20 protein-coding genes are annotated in these 23,472 nt (G+C 40.1%); 13 read left to right on the plus strand and 7 right to left on the minus strand.

Going from position 1 to position 23,472, the window contains the following annotated elements; translation table 11 throughout:
• Nucleotides 1-9 precede the first annotated feature (9 nt).
• From LBQ60_07685 to LBQ60_07715, 7 genes are all read left to right on the plus strand, one after another.
• Complete coding sequence (locus LBQ60_07685) at nucleotides 10-546, plus strand: hypothetical protein (protein ID MDR2037787.1); 537 nt, start codon at nucleotides 10-12, stop codon at nucleotides 544-546.
• An 11-nt stretch (nucleotides 547-557) separates the two neighbouring features.
• A complete protein-coding gene (locus LBQ60_07690) occupies nucleotides 558-1,091 on the plus strand; it encodes a hypothetical protein (GenBank protein ID MDR2037788.1) in 534 nt (177 codons plus the stop codon).
• 5 nt (nucleotides 1,092-1,096) lie between these two features.
• Nucleotides 1,097-2,128, plus strand: coding sequence for a hypothetical protein (locus LBQ60_07695; GenBank protein ID MDR2037789.1), 1,032 nt, complete (start codon nucleotides 1,097-1,099; stop codon nucleotides 2,126-2,128).
• Nucleotides 2,129-2,252: 124 nt separating this feature from the next.
• A complete protein-coding gene (locus tag LBQ60_07700) occupies nucleotides 2,253-2,483 on the plus strand; it encodes a hypothetical protein (GenBank protein ID MDR2037790.1) in 231 nt (76 codons plus the stop codon).
• Nucleotides 2,484-3,005: 522 nt separating this feature from the next.
• Nucleotides 3,006-3,692: a hypothetical protein gene (locus LBQ60_07705; GenBank protein MDR2037791.1), complete on the plus strand. Its 687-nt coding sequence runs from the start codon at nucleotides 3,006-3,008 to the stop codon at nucleotides 3,690-3,692.
• Between the two features lie 96 nt (nucleotides 3,693-3,788).
• Nucleotides 3,789-4,298, plus strand: a complete 510-nt coding sequence (locus tag LBQ60_07710; GenBank protein ID MDR2037792.1) for a ClbS/DfsB family four-helix bundle protein — start codon at nucleotides 3,789-3,791, stop codon at nucleotides 4,296-4,298.
• Nucleotides 4,299-4,508: 210 nt separating this feature from the next.
• Nucleotides 4,509-5,726 carry a hypothetical protein gene (locus LBQ60_07715; protein ID MDR2037793.1) on the plus strand — a complete coding sequence of 406 codons (1,218 nt, stop codon included), beginning with the start codon at nucleotides 4,509-4,511 and terminating at the stop codon, nucleotides 5,724-5,726.
• 153 nt (nucleotides 5,727-5,879) lie between these two features.
• On the opposite strand, the gene groL is transcribed toward LBQ60_07715, so the two are convergent.
• The 5 genes from groL to recQ form a co-directional block, all read right to left on the minus strand.
• Entirely contained in the window at nucleotides 5,880-7,514 is a 1,635-nt protein-coding gene (gene groL, locus LBQ60_07720; GenBank protein ID MDR2037794.1) for a chaperonin GroEL, read from the minus strand.
• Between the two features lie 42 nt (nucleotides 7,515-7,556).
• Nucleotides 7,557-7,835 carry a co-chaperone GroES gene (locus LBQ60_07725; protein MDR2037795.1) on the minus strand — a complete coding sequence of 93 codons (279 nt, stop codon included), beginning with the start codon at nucleotides 7,833-7,835 and terminating at the stop codon, nucleotides 7,557-7,559.
• 233 nt (nucleotides 7,836-8,068) lie between these two features.
• Nucleotides 8,069-8,431 carry a preprotein translocase subunit SecG gene (gene secG, locus LBQ60_07730; protein MDR2037796.1) on the minus strand — a complete coding sequence of 121 codons (363 nt, stop codon included), beginning with the start codon at nucleotides 8,429-8,431 and terminating at the stop codon, nucleotides 8,069-8,071.
• Nucleotides 8,432-8,448: 17 nt separating this feature from the next.
• On the minus strand, nucleotides 8,449-9,279 hold the full coding sequence (locus LBQ60_07735; GenBank protein ID MDR2037797.1) for a hypothetical protein: 831 nt from the start codon (nucleotides 9,277-9,279) through the stop codon (nucleotides 8,449-8,451).
• Nucleotides 9,280-9,291: 12 nt separating this feature from the next.
• A complete protein-coding gene (gene recQ / locus LBQ60_07740) occupies nucleotides 9,292-11,484 on the minus strand; it encodes a DNA helicase RecQ (GenBank protein MDR2037798.1) in 2,193 nt (730 codons plus the stop codon).
• A gap of 373 nt (nucleotides 11,485-11,857) precedes the next feature.
• Here recQ and tatC point away from each other — a divergent pair, with 373 nt between their 5' ends.
• The 3 genes from tatC to LBQ60_07755 are packed head-to-tail and all read left to right on the plus strand — an operon-like array spanning nucleotide 11,858 to nucleotide 14,702.
• A complete protein-coding gene (gene tatC, locus LBQ60_07745; GenBank protein MDR2037799.1) occupies nucleotides 11,858-12,694 on the plus strand; it encodes a twin-arginine translocase subunit TatC in 837 nt (278 codons plus the stop codon).
• Nucleotides 12,695-12,709: 15 nt separating this feature from the next.
• On the plus strand, nucleotides 12,710-13,450 hold the full coding sequence (locus LBQ60_07750; protein ID MDR2037800.1) for a methylenetetrahydrofolate reductase: 741 nt from the start codon (nucleotides 12,710-12,712) through the stop codon (nucleotides 13,448-13,450).
• A gap of 10 nt (nucleotides 13,451-13,460) precedes the next feature.
• Entirely contained in the window at nucleotides 13,461-14,702 is a 1,242-nt protein-coding gene (locus LBQ60_07755) for a U32 family peptidase (protein ID MDR2037801.1), read from the plus strand.
• 310 nt (nucleotides 14,703-15,012) lie between these two features.
• On the opposite strand, the gene LBQ60_07760 is transcribed toward LBQ60_07755, so the two are convergent.
• Nucleotides 15,013-16,278, minus strand: coding sequence for a retroviral-like aspartic protease family protein (locus tag LBQ60_07760; protein MDR2037802.1), 1,266 nt, complete (start codon nucleotides 16,276-16,278; stop codon nucleotides 15,013-15,015).
• A 241-nt stretch (nucleotides 16,279-16,519) separates the two neighbouring features.
• Between LBQ60_07760 and LBQ60_07765 the strand changes: the two genes are divergently transcribed.
• Nucleotides 16,520-16,972 carry a DUF5606 domain-containing protein gene (locus LBQ60_07765; protein MDR2037803.1) on the plus strand — a complete coding sequence of 151 codons (453 nt, stop codon included), beginning with the start codon at nucleotides 16,520-16,522 and terminating at the stop codon, nucleotides 16,970-16,972.
• 46 nt (nucleotides 16,973-17,018) lie between these two features.
• Nucleotides 17,019-18,251 (plus strand): 6-phosphofructokinase, encoded by a 1,233-nt coding sequence (locus LBQ60_07770; protein MDR2037804.1) that lies wholly within the window; start codon nucleotides 17,019-17,021, stop codon nucleotides 18,249-18,251.
• Between the two features lie 383 nt (nucleotides 18,252-18,634).
• Here LBQ60_07770 and LBQ60_07775 read toward each other — a convergent pair whose 3' ends face one another.
• Nucleotides 18,635-20,617, minus strand: a complete 1,983-nt coding sequence (locus LBQ60_07775; GenBank protein MDR2037805.1) for a hypothetical protein — start codon at nucleotides 20,615-20,617, stop codon at nucleotides 18,635-18,637.
• Between the two features lie 360 nt (nucleotides 20,618-20,977).
• On the opposite strand from LBQ60_07775, the gene LBQ60_07780 reads away from it, so the two are divergent.
• A complete protein-coding gene (locus LBQ60_07780) occupies nucleotides 20,978-23,458 on the plus strand; it encodes a DUF4982 domain-containing protein (protein ID MDR2037806.1) in 2,481 nt (826 codons plus the stop codon).
• Nucleotides 23,459-23,472 lie beyond the last annotated feature (14 nt).

The raw sequence follows: 23,472 nt of genomic DNA on the forward strand, positions 1-23,472 counted from the left end.
GCATTTAGTATGAAAAAAATTAAATGTATTTTACTGCTTTTGGCCATCTTATCTGTAAGATCATATGGTGATATTATTTTGACAGAGCCGCAATCATTTGAAATTTGCATCAATATCAAAGGTCTGGATGATTATCCGGATATCGCATTAATAGGATTTCGCGATTGTATGGCTCTTTGGTCTAATTCGAAAAAAGCCTATGTCGTTGATCCGAATACATGTTTAGGGCTCAGTAAATCATGCCCTCTCACACTTTATGCAGTGAAAAAAAGCTATCTTGAGAAAAAGAAGGATGTTAACGATATAGATTTGAAGAAGGATAAAAATGTGATAAAATCCAGTATAACCATCGATATGAACGATTTTAACATCGATAGATCGAGTGTTAAGAGTATGGATGTAAATTTTAATATTGCCGGATTTGACAAAACATCTATGGTACTGTATAAGGCATCACAGGTCATCCAATACAAAGATGGACGCCCTGACTCCGTTGAATCTTTTGAATATGAAGGTGATTTATCGAAACTGAGAAAGAAATTCTGACATTGTACGGTATGAAAAAGATAGAATGTACCTTATTGATCATTTTAGCATTTTTGACTGCTAATTCATATGGTGATATTATTTTTACTGAATATCCACAAGCAAAAATACGTGTGAGGATTACCAATCTGAGTGATTTTCCTGATATTGTTTTAGTCGGTTGTAGTGATTGTATGGCAGTTTCCAAGTCTAAGAGGGCTTACGTCGTTCAGCCGGACTCATGTCTGGAGGTTCATAAAGCATGTCCGCTCACAATTTATGCCGTGAAAAAAGATTACTTTGAAAAAAAGAACCTGAAAAAAATAAAATGGGAAAAAGACCAACACGTGATCAGTTCCAACCTGACCGTGAGCGCAAAGACTTTTGATACTACATCACTGCCGATTCATACAGTGGAACTGGATTTTAACATAGCAGGATTTAATGATTCCATTATGATATTGTATCAAACGAAGCGTGTGAATAAATTCAATGATGGGAGAAATACGGTCAGACATTTTGATTACGAGGGTGATCTGTCGAAATTACGGAAAAATTTTGATTGATGCATTTGGGTAGGAATTTTCGGATTGCGCCTTTTATCACGTTGTACTCTTTTACCCATCTGGTGGTAGATGCTGCTTGTGCATATTTATTATTAGGAGTGTTGACATTAAATGATCACATCATTTTGAGTTTGTTGCTTTATAATGCCATCGCATTTGTTTTACAGGCTCCGTTCGGCTTGATGATCGATAAAGTATTAAGCCCTAAACTGTCGGCGATTTTGGGCGTAGTATTGATCGCTGCCTCATATTTGTTTTGGAATACCATTTTTATTGCATTGATCATGGTGAGTATCGGAAACGCTTTATACCATGTTGGTGGAGGAAGCCTGGTGCTGTCGCTAAAAGATAAAAAAGCCACATTTTCCGGAATATATATAGCTCCTGGAGGTATAGGACTGGCATTAGGATCTTTTTTATCCATCTCTCAATTAAATGTAGGGCTTTTGTTCTTTCCATCAATACTGGTCGTTCTCGGTTTATTGTTATGTTTTGTTGCTACGCCTGGGTTCATCCGTGTCAATAAGACGAAGGGTATTTCCAATGGTGGAATTTTGATGATCCTCCTGATCATGATGATTATTGCCATACGTTCATTGATCGGCCTGTCTGTTGAATTTCCATGGAAAGAAAACCAGTTCCTGTATATATGGCTTATTTCAGCAATAGCACTGGGTAAGGTATTTGGTGGAATTCTGTCCGATAAATATGGGTTGATGAAGACCGGGGTTGGAGGTTTGCTGATCTCAATGCCGCTTCTTGCTTTTTTCCCATCAATACCTGTTCTCGGGATTCTGGGAGCTTTTTTATTCAATTTTACCATGCCCGTTACATTAATAGCGATTTGGAATATACTTCCCCAATACAAGGGCTTATCGTTCGGATTGACCACAGTCGCCCTTTTTATCGGTTCGATACCGGTAATTATAGGCCGGGATTCGTGGTTAAATAATAACTGGGTGGTTTTCTTTTTTATCTTCCTGGCCTCTGTGATATTATTTACAGTATTGCGTTTCGTAAAAACATTAAATAGGTAAAATGGAGTATGAATGGTTGTTTTTGAAGAGTCTGTTATTGACTATACTAATCGAAATATTGGTCATTTCTATATATTTTCGATGTATAATTCATCTGAAAGAAACTGGGATTTCCAGATTACTGATGACAGGATTCATTGCCAGTTTTGCCACACTGCCTTATTTATGGTTCGTACTTCCTAACTATATAGACCAGAAAATATGGTATGTGGTCATTGGGGAATCTTTTGCCGTTCTGATGGAGGCAGTGATCATCGGCGTGATATTGAGGGTTAAATTGATCCACTCATTTTTGTGTTCTATAATTTGTAATGCCGCATCATTTTTAACCGGTTTACTGATAAGTTGGCCATGAAAAACAGTCCGGCTTGCGGGAAGAAATACATCAATTAAACAATCTGGATTTTTGATGACAAAATCAATGAAAATAAGTATGCACAGAAGGGATATACTATTTCCGGGAAAAGCTATTTCCTTTGAGATGTGCTGGATCAGATGACATTTATTAATGCTATACAGTCCTATACAATAGGATAAAAGATTTCATCAAATATAGTGAAAGGTGAGAGCAATTGTAGAAAGTTTACTTTCGAAAAATTGCCGAACCGCATCCTGTATTCTACAAATATAGAGAAAACCGAGGGCAGAGTGTCGAACTTGTTCGTAAACTTTGCCGAGGCGCGTCCTATATTATTCAAATATTAAGGATAAATACCTTATTTTTACAGATAGTTTAACATCGTAAAATTAGTACTGCCTTTTTATTTCCCTGAACATCAGGGATAACATGATTTCCTCTTTCCGGATAGACCTGGTCTGAGAGTGTTTGTGGCAGATCTATTAAAAATAATCAGTAATTATAACAAGTCAGGTAAATATGAAGCAAGGAGAGTTTACAGAGTATTTCAATGATGGTAAGACGGTGAAGCATATATCCAACTATCATCAGGGAAATAAACACGGGATGCAAAAATCTTTTTACACCGATGGCGGACTGGAGAAAGAGAAAGAATATGACAACGGCGTAGAGCATGGCATAGAACGTGGTTATGAATATAAAACGGGCTTACTGCTCAAGGAGCATAACTATGTGAATGGTAAACAACATGGCCCCCAGATGTGTTATATGAACAGCAACGTCGGTAATTTTATTGAGCGTAGCCATTATGATAACGGGATACTTCATGGCGCATTTTCACAGGTATTTGTCAATGGCGATGTGTTGCGGCGTAAAGGCATGTATGTCCACGGGAAAAAAGATGGACTTTGGATAGAAAATAATAAAGAGGGCAGGACCCTGAATGAGATCATATACAGTGACCATGAAACCCGTAGGGAAGTAAAGGTATTTTTCAATAATGGCAAATCGGTGGAATCGATAGATAATTATGTTGATGATAAAAAACATGGGTTGAGCAGGATCTTTTATTTTTCTACAGGTAACCTGAAGACCGAATATACCTATGTGAGCAATAAACGTCACGGGGAGTACCGCCATTATAATGAGGATGGAAGCCTGCGGGAAGAAGGGTTGTATGAAAATGACTCGATCGTGAGAAAATAGATACAGGTTTTTGTCCCTGTCTGGTCCGGTTCATTGATTATGTTCCGGATTTCAGTCAGTTGACAGGAATTAGTATTCATCATTAAAAGTTATATTATGGCAAGACCAAGAACAAAAGAACAGTTGATATCAGCAAGTGAAGAAAATTTCAGTAAATTATTTTCTCTGATTGATTCTATGACTGAAGAGGAACAGGAAAAAATCTTTTCTTTTGAAGACCGGGATAAAAACATCCGTGATGTCCTGGTGCATCTTTATGAATGGCACCGGTTATTATTGAACTGGATCCGATCCAATCAGGCCGGAATTAAAGTTAATTTTTTACCGGATCCATACAATTGGAAAACATATCCCCAGATGAATGTTGAATTTTGGAAGAAACACCAGAAAACATCTTTAGCGGATGCTTTGGCGCTACTGAAAGAAAGCCATGCTGAGACAATGAAAATCCTAGGGTCTTTTTCCGATGAACAACTATTTACCAGCAAATATTACCCCTGGACAGGAACTACAAGCTTAGGTAGTTATGGCGTTTCGGCAACTTCAAGTCATTATGATTGGGCTATGAAGAAGATTAAAGCCCATAAGAAAAGCCTGGTTAAATAATCAGTAGGTATTTTTGTTGATTTATTAGCCTGCAATCATAACGATAAAAGATGAAAATCCGTGAGATCATGAATTTTCATCTTTTATCGTTATGACTTTACAAACAATTTTATGCTATATTTGCTAACGGGTGAGAGATAACTTCCGCAATTTTCACTGTAAATTACAATGACTTTTGATCAGAAAAAATATTGAGTGCGTATTATAAAAATGACGGGAATCCGATTTAGGAAAGAAAAAATATCTATTCAAAAAATAGGTAAACAGAGGTTTTGGATAGGGGTTATTGCCGGTTTTTTTTCTGCCGTTCTGATATCTTTGTTTTCCAGCTATGTCAGGGAAGCTTTTCGGGTAATGACAGGTACATCACCTGATTTATTGATATTAGAAGGACACGAGCTAAATTTTTTTAATTTCTTTTTTTCAGTATTATCTACAGTATTGGGGCTTTCCATTGCTATCTGGATATGGATGAGCCATCGGGCAAGTGGAAAGAAAACGAACCATATTTATCAGTTACTTTCACAAACAAATGCATTCGTAATTTTTTGGGTAATTATCATGTTGGTCGCCCGTGTAGGTTCCATTATATCATTACTTTTATTCAGTTCGGCAGGTTATGATGATCATTTAAATTTATATGAAGAATACCGGATCATTTTCATTCTTATTCCGGTGGTGGTTTTTATGCAGAACTGGCTATCTGTCAGGCATGTCTACCGTGCCGGGAAATGGATATTCCTTTCGTTCCTTTTCTGTGTTTTGACCGCATGTATACTTCGGTTAACTACAACAGTTGACCAGGAAATTGTTAATAAAGCTTACCATGGAAGATATAAATCCGATTATCAATATATTGAAGAAGTAATCAGTGATGCTGGAATCAATTACGGAATAAAGTTTGACACAAAAACAACGGAAACATTGAAAAAATGGAATTCTGAAAGTTCCGTTAAACAGGTGATGAACGTAAAATCGGCTTTTTCAAATAATAAACAGGTATCCCTGGATACAATCATCCTTCAGAAGATCATCATCAAGAATTATAAGCAAGGCCGTTATATTTTCAATAAAAGGAATTCAATGGAGAATTGGTATTATGCATTACCAACAGATATTTTAAAACAATTGGCCTTTTTTGATATTGAATCTGATCAAACAAAGGAACTTTTTGCCGTTTTAAAAGAACAGATCGATTTAGTGAATACACAAGTACCTAATTGGGAAGAGAAAAAATATACATATACGGAAGTGAGAAGATATTTCGGAGCAAGGCATGATATCCCGGAAATAGCGATAAGGCAATTAAGATCAGTAAGAGACAGCCTGGTGAAAAATGAGGAATATTTCCACTTCACGAAAGATTTACCTGAGATAAAAAATGAAAGAATAAGTGGGGATAAAAACATACTTGACGACGGACAATAAAGGTTTTATTTTATACCCATCTGGAAGATGATGATATTTTAGACTGATTGATCTCAGTCCCCGTTTTTCATGGCTTTGACAAGGAGTAAAATAATGAAAGGCCATCGGAACACCCGATGGCCTTTGTTATCTGTATTAGGAAAATTTTGAATGCTACATCATTCCACCCATTCCGCCCATTCCCGGGTTAGGCATGGCGGGTGCTTTTTCCTCTTCTTTTTCGGCCAGTACGCATTCGGTAGTCAGGAACATACCTGCAATAGATGCAGCATTTTCCAAAGCTACGCGTGCAACTTTAGTCGGGTCGATAACACCGGCAGCATGCATGTTTTCATAAACATCCGTGCGGGCATTATAACCGAAATCACCTTTGCCTTCACGTACTTTTTGTACGATAACAGCACCGTCCAGACCGGCATTTTCAACGATTTGACGCAACGGCTCTTCCAATGCACGACGTACAATAGCGATACCGGTTGTCTCATCATCATTATCGCCTTTCATTTTTTCTAAAGACTGGATGGCGCGGATATAAGCTACACCACCACCAGGGATGATACCTTCTTCAACTGCAGCGCGGGTAGCACTTAAAGCATCATTTACACGGTCTTTCTTTTCTTTCATTTCAACTTCGGTAGCAGCTCCGATATAAAGAACTGCAACACCACCGGCTAATTTTGCCAGACGTTCCTGAAGTTTTTCTTTATCATAGTCAGATGTGGTATTCTCCATCTGAGCTTTGATTTGTGCGATACGGGCATCGATCTGTGCTTTTTCACCAGCACCGTTTACAATAGTGGTATTGTCTTTGTTGATGCTGATTTTTTCTGCACTACCCAACATATCAATGGTCGCGTTTTCCAGCTTCAATCCTTTTTCTTCGGTAATTACGGTACCACCGGTAAGGATAGCGATGTCCTCAAGCATTTCTTTACGACGGTCGCCAAATCCAGGAGCTTTAACAGCAGCAATACGTAATGATCCCCTTAACTTGTTGACAACCAAAGTAGCGATGGCTTCTCCATCAACATCTTCAGCGATGATCAACAAAGGTTTACCTGTTTGTACGGCAGCTTCCAGAATAGGAAGGAACTCCTTCATAGTAGAGATCTTCTTATCATGGATCAATATCAGGGGATTTTCCAGCGTACATTCCATTTTTTCAGTATCGGTTACAAAATACGGGGAAATATATCCGCGATCGAATTGCATACCTTCTACTACGTCTACGTATGTATCTGATACTTTGGCTTCTTCAACAGTGATTACTCCTTCTTTTTTTACTTTACCCATTGCTTCGGCTATCAGTTTGCCGATTTCAGGATCGTTATTAGCAGAAATGCTGGCTACCTGTTCTACTTTTTTCAGGTCATCACCTACTTCCTGGGATTGTGATTTCAGGTTTTCAGTTACCTTGATAACGGCTTTATCGATACCGCGTTTCAGATCCATGGGATTAGCACCTGCAGTTACATTTTTTAATCCTACTGTAACCAGGGATTGAGCAAGCACTGTGGCTGTAGTGGTTCCATCTCCTGCATCATCATTGGTTTTGGAAGCAACTTCCTTTACCATTTGTGCACCGAGGTTTTCAATTTTGTTGGATAACTCGATTTCTTTGGCAACAGTAACACCGTCTTTAGTAACCTGCGGAGCACCGAATTTTTTATCGATAACAACATTACGGCCTTTAGGACCTAAGGTTACTTTTACAGCATTTGCCAATTGATCAACGCCTTTTTTTAAAGCGTCACGGGCTTCAATATTGAATTTAATTTCTTTTGCCATGTTATTATTTAATTATTAGTTGATTACGTTGATTAAATAAAATTAGATTACCGCTAAAATGTCCGATTGTCTCATCATAAGATAATCAACACCATCTACGTTTAATTCGCTTCCGGCGTATTTTCCATAGAGAACAACATCACCTACTTTTACTTGCATTTCTTCATCTTTTGTTCCGGGACCGACTGCAACTACAGTACCTTTTTGTGGTTTTTCTTTTGCAGTGTCGGGAATAATAAGTCCGCTTGCAGTTTTTGACTCAGCTTCCATCGGCTGTACAAGTACTCTGTCCGATAATGGTTTGATTTTAACACTTGTCATGTTTTTTATGGTTTTTTAAGTTAAACAATCGAATTTTTTGAACAAAATGTAACACATACTGTGCCAAATCCAATTTGACACTTATTCAGATTTTTTTTCTGCCATTTTTTCACCGGATAATGGCAATATGGCATAAGCAATGTGGATATAATCACCATTTGTAAAATCTTAATAGGACAAGATAAAAAAACCGGCAGATTACTATCTGCCGGTTTTTTATTTATATGTTAATCTTAAGGTTGATCTTGAGTCTCTGCTCCTTCTACAGGAGGTGTTGTCACCGGCATAGTAGTCGGAAAAGATGGTATGGTGGCAGGGTCTACTGCATTTTCAATTTGTGAATCCAAAATAGACCTTTCTACGTTTTCCTGATTAGAAGGAATTAAAAATGCTGCAAACAAGCATAAGACAACAAGCGCACTGGCCAGGGTCCATGTGGCTTTTTCCAGGAAATCAGCTGTTTTACGTACTCCCATGATTTGATTGGACGACGAAAAGTTGGCTGCAAGGCCACCTCCTTTCGAATTTTGAACCAATACGATCAATGACAGGAAAACACAAACAATTAAAATTAAAATGGAAATAAGGGTATACATAGAATATTTTTATAATATTAAGTTCTCGTTTTTAACCGATCAATTTGGGCTGCAAAGTAAATATGTTTTTCCGGATATTTCAAAATTAATTGCTCATAAATTTTAATAGCCTTCTGGATATGCCCTTGACTGACGTATATATCGGCCAGGGTTTCAGTGGCAATATCCGGAGTATCTTCTATGCTGTCAGACAGATTTACCTTATAATCCGTATCGGAAGGTATAATTTTAGGATTTTTTTTCAGGAATTGATCAATCAGGTCATTACTTTCATTATCCATACTACTTTCGCAGGATACCTCGGCAATAGTGTCTTTTTCTTTTTGCTCCTGTAGGTCTTTCAGGATTTTGTCGGCAAGGTTGATTTTCTCATTTGACTCTCCCACACCGGAAACATTAATAGTATCTTTTGTTTGTTTTTTTTGTTTATCTGTTCGTACCATACCGATTTCTTCCATCTGCTGTTGAATAATGGCCAGTAACTCGGCGTTACTCATGGTCACTTCTTCAGCCGGAGTAGGAATATGGTCATCCTTTTGTTCCTTAGTTTCAGGCAATGCGGAAGTTTCAGCCAGGTCTTTGGTGCCATTGTCGGATAATAATAATGTCGCCTGATCAGCTGATCCGTTGAGATAATAATACAATATTCTACGGTCACGGACATTCATAGATGACTGGTGCAACTGGCCGGAGAAACGGTCATCATTGCTCTTTTTCAATCCCTGTAAATACAACAGATGTACAGTGTGGAAGTAAGGATATTGATCCGTTAATTGACGGAGATCCTCAACTGATGATACAGTTTTGTCCGGATTACGAACCAGAAACATTAATTCATCTTTTGTCATCGGTCTTATCTGTTAGTTTCCTAATTCAGAAATAAATTTCACTCTCATCAACCGTATATCCTCTTCGGAATAATCATCTTCACCCAATGCTTTTAAAGCATCTTCGATTGATTCCGTTTCGGCCTCTTCTTTAAAATATTGGTATATTTCGTCTCTGCGGTCTTCATCCAATACCTGGTTGATGTAATAATCCAGGTTCAGTTTGGTGCCCGAATTAACAATAGCTTCTATTTCAGTCAACAATTCAGGTATATCCAGGTTTTTGGCTTCACAGATATCTTCAAGTGCAATTTTCCTGTCAATGGCTTGGATGATATATACTTTCAAGCCGGATTTATTGACAACGGATTTCACCACCATATCCTGGGGACGAATGATCTCTTTCTCTTCAACGTAAGCTTTGATGACATCCACGAATTCTTTTCCGTAGCGCTGGGCTTTTCCGGCACCTACGCCTGAAATGTTTTGCATTTCATTCATGTTGATCGGATACTGGATACACATATCTTCAAGTGAAGTATCCTGGAAAATCACAAAAGGAGGCAGATTTTTTTGCTTGGATATTTTCTTCCGGAGATCTTTTAATATTTTGAACAACTCATCGTCGACCGTACTGCTTTTCCCTGCCAAATTGACAGCGATATCGTCATCGTCTTCATTATATTCATGGTCCTGGGATAACATGATGGAATAGGGCTCCTCAAGAAAATCACGTCCTTTGGCTGTTAATTTCAGCAAACCATAATTTTCGATTTCCTTTTGTATCAGGCCTGCTACCAATGCCTGCCGCAATACCATATTCCAGAAACGGGCATCTTTTTCATCACCGGAGCCGAACATTTCCAGCTTATGGTGCTTATAACTCTTCATAGCACTGTCAGCATGTCCGCTCAGAAAATTAGCCACATGTTCCGCCTTGAATTTTTCCTGTAATTCGATAATTGCATTCAAGGCCATGACCACATATTGTTCTCCCTCGAACTGGGATTTCGGGTGGCGGCAATTATCACAGGTTTCACAGTTTTCTTCCATATAAGTTTCACCGAAATAATGTAACAACAATTTACGACGACATAAAGCAGATTCAGCATAAGCTACGGTTTCAAGCAGGAGTTGTTTGCCAATTTCCTGTTCGGCAACTGGTTTTCCCTGCATGAATTTTTCCAGCTTCTGGATGTCTTTGTAACTATAGAACGCCACACAATTCCCTTCTCCACCGTCTCTTCCGGCACGACCGGTTTCCTGGTAATATCCTTCAAGGCTTTTGGGAATATCATAGTGGATAACATAGCGGACATCCGGTTTGTCAATGCCCATTCCGAAAGCAATGGTAGCAACAATAACATCCACTTCTTCCATCAGGAATTTGTCTTGATTACCCGAACGGGTAGCTGCGTCCATGCCTGCATGATAAGGTAGTGCTTTGATGCCGTTGACCTGCAATTGCTCTGCCAATTCTTCCACTTTCTTCCGGCTCAGGCAATAAATAATTCCTGATTTACCCGAATTATTTTTAATGTATTTAATGATTTCTTTTTCCGTATTGACTTTCGGACGAACTTCATAATATAAATTAGGACGGTTAAATGATGCTTTAAATATTTGAGCATCCAACATTCCCAGATTCTTTTGGATATCATGCTGTACTTTGGGGGTTGCTGTAGCCGTAAGCGCCATAATCGGAGCTTCTCCTATTTCAGAAATAATAGGACGTATACGGCGGTATTCGGGACGAAAATCATGCCCCCATTCAGAGATGCAATGCGCTTCATCTATAGCATAGAAAGAGATGGTCAATTGCTTTAAAAATTGTATGTTCTCTTCTTTGGTAAGGGATTCGGGTGCTACATATAATAATTTGGTTTTACCACTTAATATATCTTCTTTTACCTTGGTAATCTGTGCTTTATTTAGCGATGAGTTCATGAAATGAGCTACACCGTCTTCCGACATGAAGTTCCGCATGGTATCCACCTGATTTTTCATCAGGGCGATGAGCGGAGATATAATGATGGCTGTCCCCTCCAACATCAATGCCGGCAATTGATAACAAAGTGATTTTCCTCCCCCCGTAGGCATTAAAACAAAAGTATTCTTACCGTCAAGTACATGACGGATAATTGCTTCCTGATTGCCCTTAAAAGTAGAGAATCCAAAATACTTTTTTAAATTTTCACTAATGGGGCTTTTTACTTCTTTTGCCATTTATAACCTTGATCTATTGGTATTAATTGTCTTTATTACTATGATTCGATAAACATTCCTTTCCAAAGATAGTACCACCATTACCCTGATGCAATTTTGTCCGTAGAATAAAAGCTGATACCACTTTGTTTCTATTCAATAAATTTGAATTACTTTTGCAAGCTAAAGTTACAAAAAAAATCAATGCCGCAAAAAAAAAAATAACTTGTTGTATTGCAACAAAATATTTATATTTCTATTTCGGGTCGCAAATCTAGAATATTTTAGTGATTCTTAATATGGGTTTTTGATAATCTGAGACATTTTTTTTCAAAAGTAACTTTTTATTGGAAGTAAAAAATAGGTAATTAACTGTAATTCTGCATTTTGATATATGGCGAAAAATTCATCCGGTGAAATGTCGTTTTTGGAGCATCTGGAAGAACTCCGTTGGCATATTGTCCGTTCCGCAATTGCAATTGTCGTATTTGCTATTATCGCATTCATTTTCAGTCGTTTTCTTTTTGATCACATTCTACTGGCACCAAAACACAGTGATTTTATCACTAATCGGTTAATGTGTCAATTGGGTGAATATATGAATATAGCGTCTTTATGTATCAATTCTAAAAACCTGATCATACAGAACATCAATATGGCCGGACAGTTTTCAGCCACCATTATGGTGTCATTGATTGCAGGTATTATTGTTTCCGTGCCTTACATTGTATGGGAGATGTGGCGGTTTATTTCCCCGGCATTGTATGACAAAGAACGTCAGCATGCTCAGGGATCGGTCTGGGCAGTATCATTCTTATTCTTGGTAGGGGCCGCTTTCGGTTATTTTATTATTGTCCCGCTTTCGGTTCATTTTCTGGGCGGATGGGAAACCAGTGAGGAAATCATCAATCAGATAGCGCTAAATTCTTATTTTTCTACGGTAGCGTATATTCCCTTATCTACAGGTGTGATATTCGAACTACCTATACTCATGATTTTTCTGACCAGAGTCGGAGTGATAACTCCCGATTTTTTAAAGAAATACCGGAGGCATGCCTATGTAGTGTTATTGATCATTTCAGCAGTAATTACTCCTCCGGATGTTTTCAGTCAGATATTAGTGGTACTTCCCTTAGTATTATTGTATGAGATGAGTATTGTCATGACCAAACGGACATACCGGAAACACCAGCAAACACTTAAAGATATAGAATCAGAATCTCAACAATAATTTGCTTGGATCTTTATGAAAATATCTTTGGAACTGGTTCCCCGGGATAAACAGTACATACAGGAGCATGCTGCATTTGTGGAAAAAGAAATCCCGCAAGTTTCAGCCGTTAACTTTCCCGATTTATTGCGTTTTGATATCCGTTCATGGGATGCTTGTTGCATGTTGGCTGATTCTTCACTGGAGAAGATCGCGCATATCCGGGCCATCGATTTTAACAAGCATCATCCTTTTCCGTTGGCCGATTTTCTTAATGAAAATCAGATTCAGAAAGTATTAGTGATAGAAGGTGATAAACCTCAGGATATGAAGCACAAAATACATCCGACTTCCAGCCTTGAACTAATCAGGAAGTTGCGTAAAGAAACCAACGGAATAAAAATATATGCTGCCTTCGATCCATACAGGAACAATATCCGTTACGAAATGGAATACTTAATGCAAAAGGCAGATGCCGGTGCAGAGGGTTTTTTTTCACAACCTTTCTTTGATTTGCGCTTACTGGAGATCTATTCCGAATACATGACCGGAATGGATGTGTTCTGGGGGATCAGTCCGGTAGTTACCGAAAAGTCAAGGTTGTACTGGGAAACGCGTAACAGTGCCGTATTTCCGAAGTCTTTTGAACCAACCATGGAATGGAATGTCGGCTTTGGAAAAAAAGTGATTGAATTCTGTAAGAAACATGATTTCAATTTATATTTAATGCCCATTAAGATAGATTTGATCGATTATCTGAAACGTTTGTTTGATTAATTTCACGGAAATGGACAGGAAAGACTTGGAGCTGATGTTACCAGTGGGTTCTTGGGAGTCCCTGGCTGCAGCATTGCAAACCGGTTGCGACGCGATATATTTCGGTGTAGCCGGATTGAATATGCGCGCTCAGTCATCAGCCAATTTTTCACTGGAGGATCTGGCAAAGATTGTGGAAACCTGTCGTACTCATTCCATAAAAACATACCTGACACTTAATACGGTTGTTTACGATGAAGATATTCCGGCGATGCAGGATACTATTCATGCTGCTAAACTCCACGGAATCGATGCCGTCATAGCATCCGACTTGTCGGTGATTTTGTATGCCAGGCAAGTAGGAGTGGAGGTACATGCTTCGACACAGCTGAATATCAGTAACCGGCAGGCATTACGATTTTTTGCACAATATTGTGATGTAATGGTGTTGGCCCGAGAATTAAACCTGGAACAGGTATCTGAAATCAGTAGGTATATCGAAAAAGAAAAAATAACAGGACCTTCCGGAAAGCTTGTGGAGATTGAGATGTTTTGTCATGGCGCATTGTGTATGGCCGTATCCGGAAAATGTTACCTGAGCCTTCATGAATACAATCGTTCGGCCAACCGTGGTAGTTGCGTGCAGGTATGCCGACGTTCCTATTCGGCATTGGATAATGAAACCGGGCATCAACTGGCGGTGGATAATCCTTATATTATGTCCCCCAAAGACCTGTGTACGATTTCTTTCCTTGATCAAATGATCGAGGCCGGAGTCCGGGTTTTTAAAGTGGAGGGGCGTGCACGTGGACCGGAATATGTGAAAATTGTCGGACAATGTTATAGTGAAGCATTGAAAGCATATACCGAAGGGAATTTTCAGGATGTCGATAAAAAACAATGGCTGGAAAAGCTTGGGACAGTGTTCAACCGCGGTTTCTGGGATGGTTATTATCTGGGAAAGAGTATGGGCGAACTGACCGATGCGCATGGATCTAAAGCCACCAGAAGAAAGGAGTATATCGCATTATGCAACAATTACTTTTCAAAAATCGGTGTAGGTGAATTCCTGATGCAATCAGGGACACTTTCCGTGGGAGATCATATTCTGATCATTGGCAATACTACCGGGGTGGTTGAGATGGAAGTGCAGGAGATCAGGGTAGATATGAAACCGGTGAAGCAAACAGTAAAAGGTGAGGTATTCTCAATGCCGGTAACACAGCCCATCCGACGTTCAGACAAAATTTATATCTGGAAAGAAGAAAGATAGCCTGTTCATATAGCTTAATTATGAATCAAGGGGTAAAATACTTGTTTTTATTTTTACTAATTGTCCCGAAGGGACTGAATGTAAATAACCGTGAGTAAAACTCACGGAAAACGCAGAACTCAACCGACCTGTCCCTAAAAGGGGCGAATTTTGTGTTCATATTATTCGCCCCTTTTAGGGACGCCGTAACATATTGTCCGTTTTTCCACGGGTTGCACCCGTGGTTATTCATATTGAAGTCTTTCAGACCTCCTTGATTCATATTAATTACATAACAGAATCATCATAGGAAAAATATCTGATCCGGGACTCATTCGGCCTCTACAAACATATCTTCAAAGTTGATCGTTATTTTTTTAAATTTGGAAATGAAGATCATTCCTAATGCTCCATCTTCATCTTGTTGTACACTATGTGCACTTTCCGTAGCCACAAAGATATCCGGCCAGTCAAATGCCGTATTCCCTATTTTCAGGGATATAGAGGGTATCCGGTATCCGGAAATATTTCTGTAGCCGCAGAATCCGCCTCTCCGGACTTCTTCTTTGGTTCCTTTCCCTTCTACCTCTTCCTGGTGTTTCAGGAAATAAGGCTGGTATAATTCTCCGTCAGCATCTCCTGTATCAAAATGGAACATAAGTCTTTCATCGCCCGAAAAGGCTTTGAGGTAGGGCTGGTTGTTTTCGATCAACAAATTTCTTCCTGTTTTGGGCAGAGGAGTCCGGCTCTTCGGAAACAGTATTTTTCCCTGATCAGGAAAAATCTGCACTTCTCCCACTCTTTTAATAAAGTCAAGCCCTAATATGGCATCTATTTGATAAATGGAATCTATATCAGGAGTATTATCTGATACGAATATCATCGGATTTTTGAAAATGATGTCCCCGACCATCAGGCTGTCAATGGTGCCGGTTTTCCCGGTACAGACCTCTACGCCTGTAATGGGAATAGAATCACGGACGATACGTACTCCTGCTTCCCGGGCAAAGCGTTCTGAAATAAAAGTGCTGCTGGCGCCGGTATCGAAGATGAATGAGCGTGTTTTTCCGTTGATGGTAACAGGTACAAACATCAACCGCCCTTTGCCTGCTTCTTTAATTGTAAGAGGTATTTCCGTGTCTTTATCGGGCCGGACAATTTCAGGTTTTTGTTCATTACGCAATTCTCCATACATCTCGGCCAAGGCAATATGATTCGAAAATATAGGAACCGTTTTAAGAAAATGATTGATATAATCCGCACTTTGGGAATAATATCCGGAATCCCCTATTATTTTTCCTTTCATTAACACCAGATTGGAAATATTCTCGAAACTAAGGTCGTGCTGATAATACATAAGTAATGAATCCAGCAATTGTGAAGCTCTTTCCTGTTGATTAAAGGATAGGCTCAACAGTGTCTCTGCCAGTAAACTGAGCGTTAGGGACTGGATATTGTTTTTTTCTTTCACAAATATTTCTTCCAGAGTAAACCAGTCATTTTTGTTGATCAAATCACCTATTTTTTGGTCTGCTTCCTGTGCGGTTAGACAGTCAACAGCCAATAACAGGGATATTCCTAAAAAAAGTTGTTTCAATTCCATGTTGTTTGATACGGTTAATGGATCAAAAATAAACAAAATATCTTTTTCGATGATGATTGTTATTTGGATTCAGTCATGCGTTTATTGAGGTTTTCTGAGTATTCGGATAATATTAGGATTGAGATGCATTGGAAAAATAGGCTTCCGGATAAATGATTAAAACCTGTAATAAGCATCTTCCTGCTTTTTTATTTTCTGCAAAAAATGTACTTTTACGGCTTCAAAAATTTAAATTATGGCTTTAAAAGACATTTTGGTTATTTCCGGGCAAGGCGGCTTGTTCAAATATATTTCGCAAAGCAGGAATAATGTAATCGTAGAAAATATAGCAGATAAGAAACGTTCAAATGTTCCGTCAACAGCTAAGATCAGCATGTTGGACGATATTGCCGTTTTTACCGAATCCGAAGATTTACCTTTACGTACCGTATTCGGAAAAATTCAGGCAAAAGAGAGTGGAGGTACTGCCATTTCCCATAAATCGACCGATCAGGAATTAAAAAAGTATTTTGGAGAGATACTCCCTGATTATGATAGGGATAGGGTTTATCTATCGGATATCCGGAAAATATTGATGTGGTACAATATTTTACAGGAAAACGGGTATACTGATTTTGAAAAAGCCGAAGAGACACAGGAAACCGATCTACCCGTAAATGAAGATAATGCCGTTGAAGAAAACGGTTGATCCATCTATAAGAGTTTAAATAAAACCATAATACCTAATCAATAAAATGAAAGAGTCAATAGCCATATTAACAGGAGGCGGCCCGGCACCAGGGATGAATACAGTTGTCGGTAGCGTGGCCAAAGTATTTTTGCAAAAAGGATACCGTGTTATCGGTCTTCATGGGGGATACAGCGGGTTATTCAATCCTCAGCCGCGTACTGTTGAAATCGATTTTACCTATGCGGATAATATTTTTAACCGTGGAGGTTCATCAGTGATCATGAGCCGTTTCAAACCAACGGACAAAAATTTTGCCGAAGATTTTAACCTGAAATTCTTTAAGGATAACAATATCAAACTTCTGGTAACTGTAGGCGGAGACGATACCGCATCCACGGCTAATCGTGTAGCCAAGTTCCTGGAAGAAAAGAACTATCCGATTTCCAATATCCATGTTCCCAAGACCATTGATAATGATCTTCCGTTGCCTGACTGCAGGCCTACTTTCGGATACCATTCTGCCAAAGCACAGGGTACTGTTACCGGATCTATCATTTATGAAGATGCCCGTACCAGTGAAAACTGGTTTGTCGTTTCTGCCATGGGACGTTCGGCCGGACACCTCGCTTTCGGTATCGGGGCTGCCTGTCATTATCCGATGATCATTATCCCGGAAATGTTCAATAAAGCTGAGATCACGGTTGAAAAGATATGTAACCTGATCATTTCTTCTATCGTTAAACGTAAGATCATGGGTATAAAATACGGATGTGCCATGGTTTCGGAAGGAGTATTCCATGCATTGAGTGATGAAGAAATAAAAAATTCAGGGATCAATTTCACCTATGATGACCATGGGCATCCTGAATTAGGGAAGATCTCCAAAGCTGCTATTTTCAGCCAGTTGGTCGATGCTAAATTAGCTAAATTAGGCATCAAGGTAAAAACCCGTCCGGTGGAAATCGGATACGATGTCCGGTGTTTCGATCCGATCGCATACGACCGTATGTATTGTTCTTTATTGGGATTTGGCGTACATAAATTGTTTAGCGAAAATGTTACCGGATGTATGGTATATGTAGACGGTGCTGGTGATGTATATCCTTTGTTCCTGAAAGATCTTCAGGATCCGACTACCGGAAAAATCCCGCCACGGCTGGTAGATATTGAAAGTCAGCGGGTACATTCTGTAATTGAGAATGTATTGCATTATATCACCCCGGAAGATTATGAAGCAGCTAAAGCTTACCTGAAAAAACCGGAGGACTACGATTTTTATAAAATCCTGAACTGGTAAATCCCGGTGATTGAAATAAATGCTTATGAGTGGTCGGAAGAAATTCTGATCACTCTTTTTTGTTTTGGAAAAGACTTTCCGGTCACGGACTGTTTACGGTAATCTACAGGAATAGTTCAAATGAAGTGTCGGCAGAAGATGGCCGGATCATAGGCCTGTCCAAAAAGCTATTTTTAGAGCGGAACGGCGAAGCCCTCACAGAAGTAATTACAAATTACTTTCAGTGAACTCGTAAACTCGGTTCCGCTTAATGCTATCTAATTATATTACAGATATTAGCGTTCGGCTTAATTTGCAATTAACTTCGTTGAGAAGGGCTGCGCTAAGTTGACTTCGTCGAGCTAAAGGTTAAGCCGTTGTTTTGTACTTTTAAGCCCTATCTATCATAATTTTACCGTCAAAATTTCTCCCTGTTTGATCGTTTTTTTCAGGATATTCCCTTTGGTGTTGGTCACCAATACTTCCAATTTATTTCCTTTACGGTTGATCTGGATATCAAAAACACTTCCAAAAGCCTGTACGGATTTTAAATTCATATATTCCCATTGGTCAGGCATGTGTGGTGTCATTTCAAAGGAACGAAGTCCGGTAGGACGTATCCCGAACAGGCCTTCAGTATAAATACGGCAGTATAATCCGCTTTCGGCTGATAAATGCCGCTGTGAACCCTCCGGCCAGGCTTCGATGGCGTAAGGGACATGCTCACCCAGTAAGCGTCGGTTAGAGTATTTGTCCAGATAGTCAAGGCCTTTTTCCGTAGCTCCGGCGGCGAAAACACCCCGTAAGGCATATAATGTTGACCTGTCCCAGAATGTTTCGGTTCCGGCCTGCGTCAATAGCCCGTCATCAGTCCAGAGGCGCGGGGAAAAAAGCGCATCGATGGTGCCTTTTGAACGGTCGTAAATGCCGACGGTCAGCGGGATGCATATCCATGAACGAAGAATATCGTTTCCGTCATAATAACGGTAAGTCTGGAACCCTTCCACCTCGTATCCGAAATACTTTTCAATAGCTTTCCGCATGGCAGCAGCTTCAGCTTTGTACTGATTCAGTTGCTTGGCCGGTTTTCCGATGTCTTTTCCAAGGCAGGCGGCAGAGACCAGGGCATCATAATACAAACTCGATGTACATAAATTAGCCTTTCCGGAAGGAAACCGGTTTTCCAGTTCATCGGAATCGGAAGCCACTACTCCTTCAGGGGTCAGTTTTCTTTTACAAAACTCCAGGCACCATTCGATCAGCGGCCATAATTCCTCGGCTTCGGTTTTGCTTCCACGTGCCAGCGCATAACGGGCGGCTCCGTATGCAATCATAGCCCCGTCACCACGGTCTCCGGCACCGTGCCAGGTACCAACTCCCTCAGAAATGATCGAACTGGGAATCGGCTTGTATGCATCATTCATAAAACGGGCGAAATGCTTGAAAGAATTCAACGCCGATTCATTGCCTGTGGTATAACCTAAAAATGGGAAAAACGGATTGATATATTCCGCCTGGTCATTGGCCCATAGCGCAGCATAATAGGATTCACCGCCGGGCCCATGCATCAATCCTCCTTTGGTGGCATAGATGCTTTCCGATCCGCGAAGTTTAGCAAAAGCAAACATCCTGTTCAGCACCGGATCAGGAGTTTCCAGAACCAGCTTGGACCAGAGTTCGTTTACAAGGGACTTACGGCTGGCAAGTTCCCGGTCAAAATTGAATGAAGGCAACGGCTCATTTGACTTTCTCGCAGAAAAAGAGACCGTAAATTCCAATTCTTTCCCCGGGCCCAATATCTGGAATCCTTTATGCGAACTACTGACCTCTATGGTATACTCACCATAAATACCGGTTGCTTTGTTGGTAGAATATGCAATGTCCACATCGGGAAGTTCGAAATTCAGATCCCTGTTTCCGGTATTCCGGAAAATATACTTTTCAAAATACGCGGCTTGGGAGGTCGATGGATAAAGTATCCGGGTCAGTTGCAATTGATTATTCAACCGGCTTTCGACCGTCATTACTCCATCCAGGGATATCTTTTCTACCTTTTCATTACGGAGAGTTGTGTTATTCACCAGAATCAGGTCCAGCATATCTACCGCGAACCTACGGTTCAGATGGCTTCTTGTCTCATTGGGTTCAAATCTCAACATAGGCCAGAGAATGCTGCGATTCAGTGTGAATGCCCCTTGCTCATCCACACCATACCTTAGTACCACCGAGAGTTGTTTTCCACTCATTTCAATATGGTCACTGTGGGGTATACGCTGGTCGATGATCCATGTAATGCTCCCGTAATCGGTAAGTTTCCAACGATTTTGTTCCTGGGCATGGACACCCAGGCTCATGATGATCCCTAAAGCAAATAATAATTTTTTCATATCACAATCAATTAGTCAATATTGAATATAGTATCATATTTCAGTTTCTGTAAGTAAGAAACCCTGTTGTTGCACAAATGTTCAAAATATAAAAACGAAGGGTAAAGATATGATATTTATTGAATCGTTATAAAATTCGATTAGTGTTTTCTTCTATTGCTTTACAGGGTTATTGTAATAATTACGAATTAATTGAGGATCTATTCTTTGTTTTATGAATTGATATTTTAATGGTTTATTTATTCGTGCTATATGTATGCTTAATAAATATATTCATTGGAAGATTCTATGGGAATACGTTAATTTTCCGCAATGAAAATAAAATGTTATTTTTACCTCATACTTATTAATACAAATTAGATGAATCGGCTAAATACTTTTTTTATTATTTTTCTACTATTGGGTTGTATAACCATAGATGCCAAGGTACCGGCCACCCGGAAAATACAGTTGAATGAAGATTGGTGGTTTCTGCGTGGTGATATCGGTAATATTTGGGAAGCTGTACGACCGGCAGCGGCAGGTTCGCCTGAAAAGGTGCCTTTGTGGACCAAAGTAACTTTACCACACTGCTTTAACGCAGAAGATGCTGTTGATCCGGATGTGAATTATTATCAGGGGCCGGGTTGGTATAAGACCCATCTTGAGATCAGTAATCCATATCCTAAAGGAAGGATACTGCTAGAATTTGAAGGGGCCGGACAAAAAACTGAAGTGTACGTCTATATGACCAAAGTCGGGAGCCATGTCGGAGGATATGACGAATGGAGTGTGGATATTACCGAAGCGGTAGAGAAATTCATGCAGGATGAAGCTGCTGTAAAACGCTTCAAGGGAAAAATCCCTCTTTCTATACGTTGCGACAATTCCCGTGATGCCGAGATGATCCCTTCCGACTTATCGGATTTTAATTTATACGGGGGGATTTATCGTTACCTGAATCTGGTTTATCTGCCTGCCATCTCCTTTGAAGATGTGTTCATTGATGCATCTGTCGATAATAAAGGAAAACAGGGGACAGTGGCAGTGAATATCAAGCTTTATGATCCTACCGGGATCAGGAATGCCACGGCCGATGTAAGTATCCTTGATCCTAAAAACCGGGAAATCGCCAGGGCTACCGTTACTGTTGACGGGAAGGAAGATATGATTAATTTATTGAATAAATCCGTAAAGAAACCGGATGTCTGGTCTCCGGAAGTTCCTGATTTATATACCTGCCATTTGACATTAAAGTCGGATGCAGGAGAGGTAACAGTCATTGAAAAATTCGGTTTCCGGCATTTTGAGTTTATTGAACACGGACCTTTTATGCTGAACGGAAAAAGGTGCTTGTTGCGTGGAACCCATCGTCATGAAGATCATGCCGGGGTAGCAGCTGCTATGACAGCTCCGATGATCCGTCAGGAGATGAAAATGATGAAAGATATGGGGGTAAATTTTATCCGCCTGGGACATTACCAGCAGTCACGGATCGTATTGGAACAATGTGATAGCCTGGGCATACTCGTATGGGAAGAAATACCCTGGTGTCGCGGAGGGTTGGGTGGTCCGGAATACCAGGCACAGGCCAAAAGGATGTTGACCAATATGATCCTGCAACACCGGAATCATCCGTCAGTGCTTATCTGGGGGATAGGGAATGAAAACGACTGGCCCAATGATTTTCCGGAATTCAGCAAGGAAAAAATACGTGTTTTCATGAAAGAATTGCATGATCTTTCCCATCAGTTGGATGATACACGATTCACAGCTATCCGTCGTTGTGATTTCTGCAAGGATATTGTCGATGTATATTCGCCTTCTATCTGGGCCGGATGGTACCGGGGGCAGATCACGGATTATAAACGGGTATCATATAGTGAAATGCAAAATGTCAAACATTTCCTACATGTTGAATGGGGTGGTGACAGCCATGCCAGGCGTCATGCTGAGGATCCGTACCGTAACCTCGATGCAATACAGACAGGTGAAGGAGCCGATGAACGTGCCGGGGATGCTTCCTTATACGGGGGGAGTGCCCGAGCTTCAAAAGACGGCGAATGGAGCGAATCCTATATATGCAATATGATCGACTGGCATTTGAAAGAACAGGAGAATATGCCCTGGCTCACAGGTGCGGCTTATTGGCCGTTCAAGGATTTTTCCACGCCGGTACGCCCTGAGAACCCTGTGCCCTACATGAACCAGAAAGGAGTTGTGGAACGGGATCTCACACCTAAGGAAAGCTATTATGTGTTTCAGTCTTATTGGACAAGCAAGCCTATGATCCATATTTATGGGCATACATGGCCGGTTCGCTGGGGTAGTAGCGGTGATACTAAAGATATCAAGGTATATTCTAACTGTCAGGAAGTTGAGTTGTTTGTGAATGGAAAAAGCTACGGCAGGAAAAAACGTAATAGCCAGGATTTTCCGGCAGCCGGTCTTTGCTGGGATATCCCGTTTGTTGCAGGAGAAAATCAAATACGTGCGGTCGGCCATAAAGGTAAGGAAACTGTAACGGATGAGATCAGTTTCGTCTATCAGACAGAGAAATGGGGCACTCCTTCCCAATTGAAGGTCTCTACTACCCCGGCGGATAACGACGATATTTGGGTAGAAGCAGAACTGATCGATGAACAAGGGGTATTATGTCTCGATAATCGCAATTATATTGAGTTTCAATTGGCCGGTGACGGAAAATTGATAGATAATATGGGAACTTCGACAGGATCCCGAAAAGTGCAGGCATATAACGGACGTGCAAAGATCCGGGTGAAACAAAATGGCAGCAAGGAAAATGTAGTTGCAATTAAGTCAGAAGGGGTTCAAACACAACTGGTCCGTTTGGGTAAGTAATGGGATACATTTGG

The sequence above is a fragment of the Bacteroidales bacterium genome (assembly GCA_031275285.1).
GTDB lineage: Bacteria > Bacteroidota > Bacteroidia > Bacteroidales > UBA4181 > JAIRLS01.

Excerpts from the sequence above, each read along its gene's own strand:
- tatC (MDR2037799.1), top strand. The coding sequence starts at position 11,858 with ATGGCGAAAAATTCATCCGGTGAAATGTCGTTTTTGGAGCATCTGGAA.
- LBQ60_07715 (MDR2037793.1), top strand. The coding sequence starts at position 4,509 with ATGACGGGAATCCGATTTAGGAAAGAAAAAATATCTATTCAAAAAATA.
- LBQ60_07710 (MDR2037792.1), top strand. The coding sequence starts at position 3,789 with ATGGCAAGACCAAGAACAAAAGAACAGTTGATATCAGCAAGTGAAGAA.
- LBQ60_07755 (MDR2037801.1), top strand. The coding sequence starts at position 13,461 with ATGGACAGGAAAGACTTGGAGCTGATGTTACCAGTGGGTTCTTGGGAG.
- groL (MDR2037794.1), bottom strand. The coding sequence starts at position 7,514 with ATGGCAAAAGAAATTAAATTCAATATTGAAGCCCGTGACGCTTTAAAA.
- LBQ60_07700 (MDR2037790.1), top strand. The coding sequence starts at position 2,253 with ATGACAGGATTCATTGCCAGTTTTGCCACACTGCCTTATTTATGGTTC.
- LBQ60_07775 (MDR2037805.1), bottom strand. The coding sequence starts at position 20,617 with ATGAAAAAATTATTATTTGCTTTAGGGATCATCATGAGCCTGGGTGTC.
- LBQ60_07685 (MDR2037787.1), top strand. The coding sequence starts at position 10 with ATGAAAAAAATTAAATGTATTTTACTGCTTTTGGCCATCTTATCTGTA.
- LBQ60_07725 (MDR2037795.1), bottom strand. The coding sequence starts at position 7,835 with ATGACAAGTGTTAAAATCAAACCATTATCGGACAGAGTACTTGTACAG.
- LBQ60_07780 (MDR2037806.1), top strand. The coding sequence starts at position 20,978 with ATGAATCGGCTAAATACTTTTTTTATTATTTTTCTACTATTGGGTTGT.
- secG (MDR2037796.1), bottom strand. The coding sequence starts at position 8,431 with ATGTATACCCTTATTTCCATTTTAATTTTAATTGTTTGTGTTTTCCTG.
- LBQ60_07705 (MDR2037791.1), top strand. The coding sequence starts at position 3,006 with ATGAAGCAAGGAGAGTTTACAGAGTATTTCAATGATGGTAAGACGGTG.
- LBQ60_07765 (MDR2037803.1), top strand. The coding sequence starts at position 16,520 with ATGGCTTTAAAAGACATTTTGGTTATTTCCGGGCAAGGCGGCTTGTTC.
- LBQ60_07690 (MDR2037788.1), top strand. The coding sequence starts at position 558 with ATGAAAAAGATAGAATGTACCTTATTGATCATTTTAGCATTTTTGACT.
- LBQ60_07770 (MDR2037804.1), top strand. The coding sequence starts at position 17,019 with ATGAAAGAGTCAATAGCCATATTAACAGGAGGCGGCCCGGCACCAGGG.
- recQ (MDR2037798.1), bottom strand. The coding sequence starts at position 11,484 with ATGGCAAAAGAAGTAAAAAGCCCCATTAGTGAAAATTTAAAAAAGTAT.
- LBQ60_07750 (MDR2037800.1), top strand. The coding sequence starts at position 12,710 with ATGAAAATATCTTTGGAACTGGTTCCCCGGGATAAACAGTACATACAG.
- LBQ60_07735 (MDR2037797.1), bottom strand. The coding sequence starts at position 9,279 with ATGACAAAAGATGAATTAATGTTTCTGGTTCGTAATCCGGACAAAACT.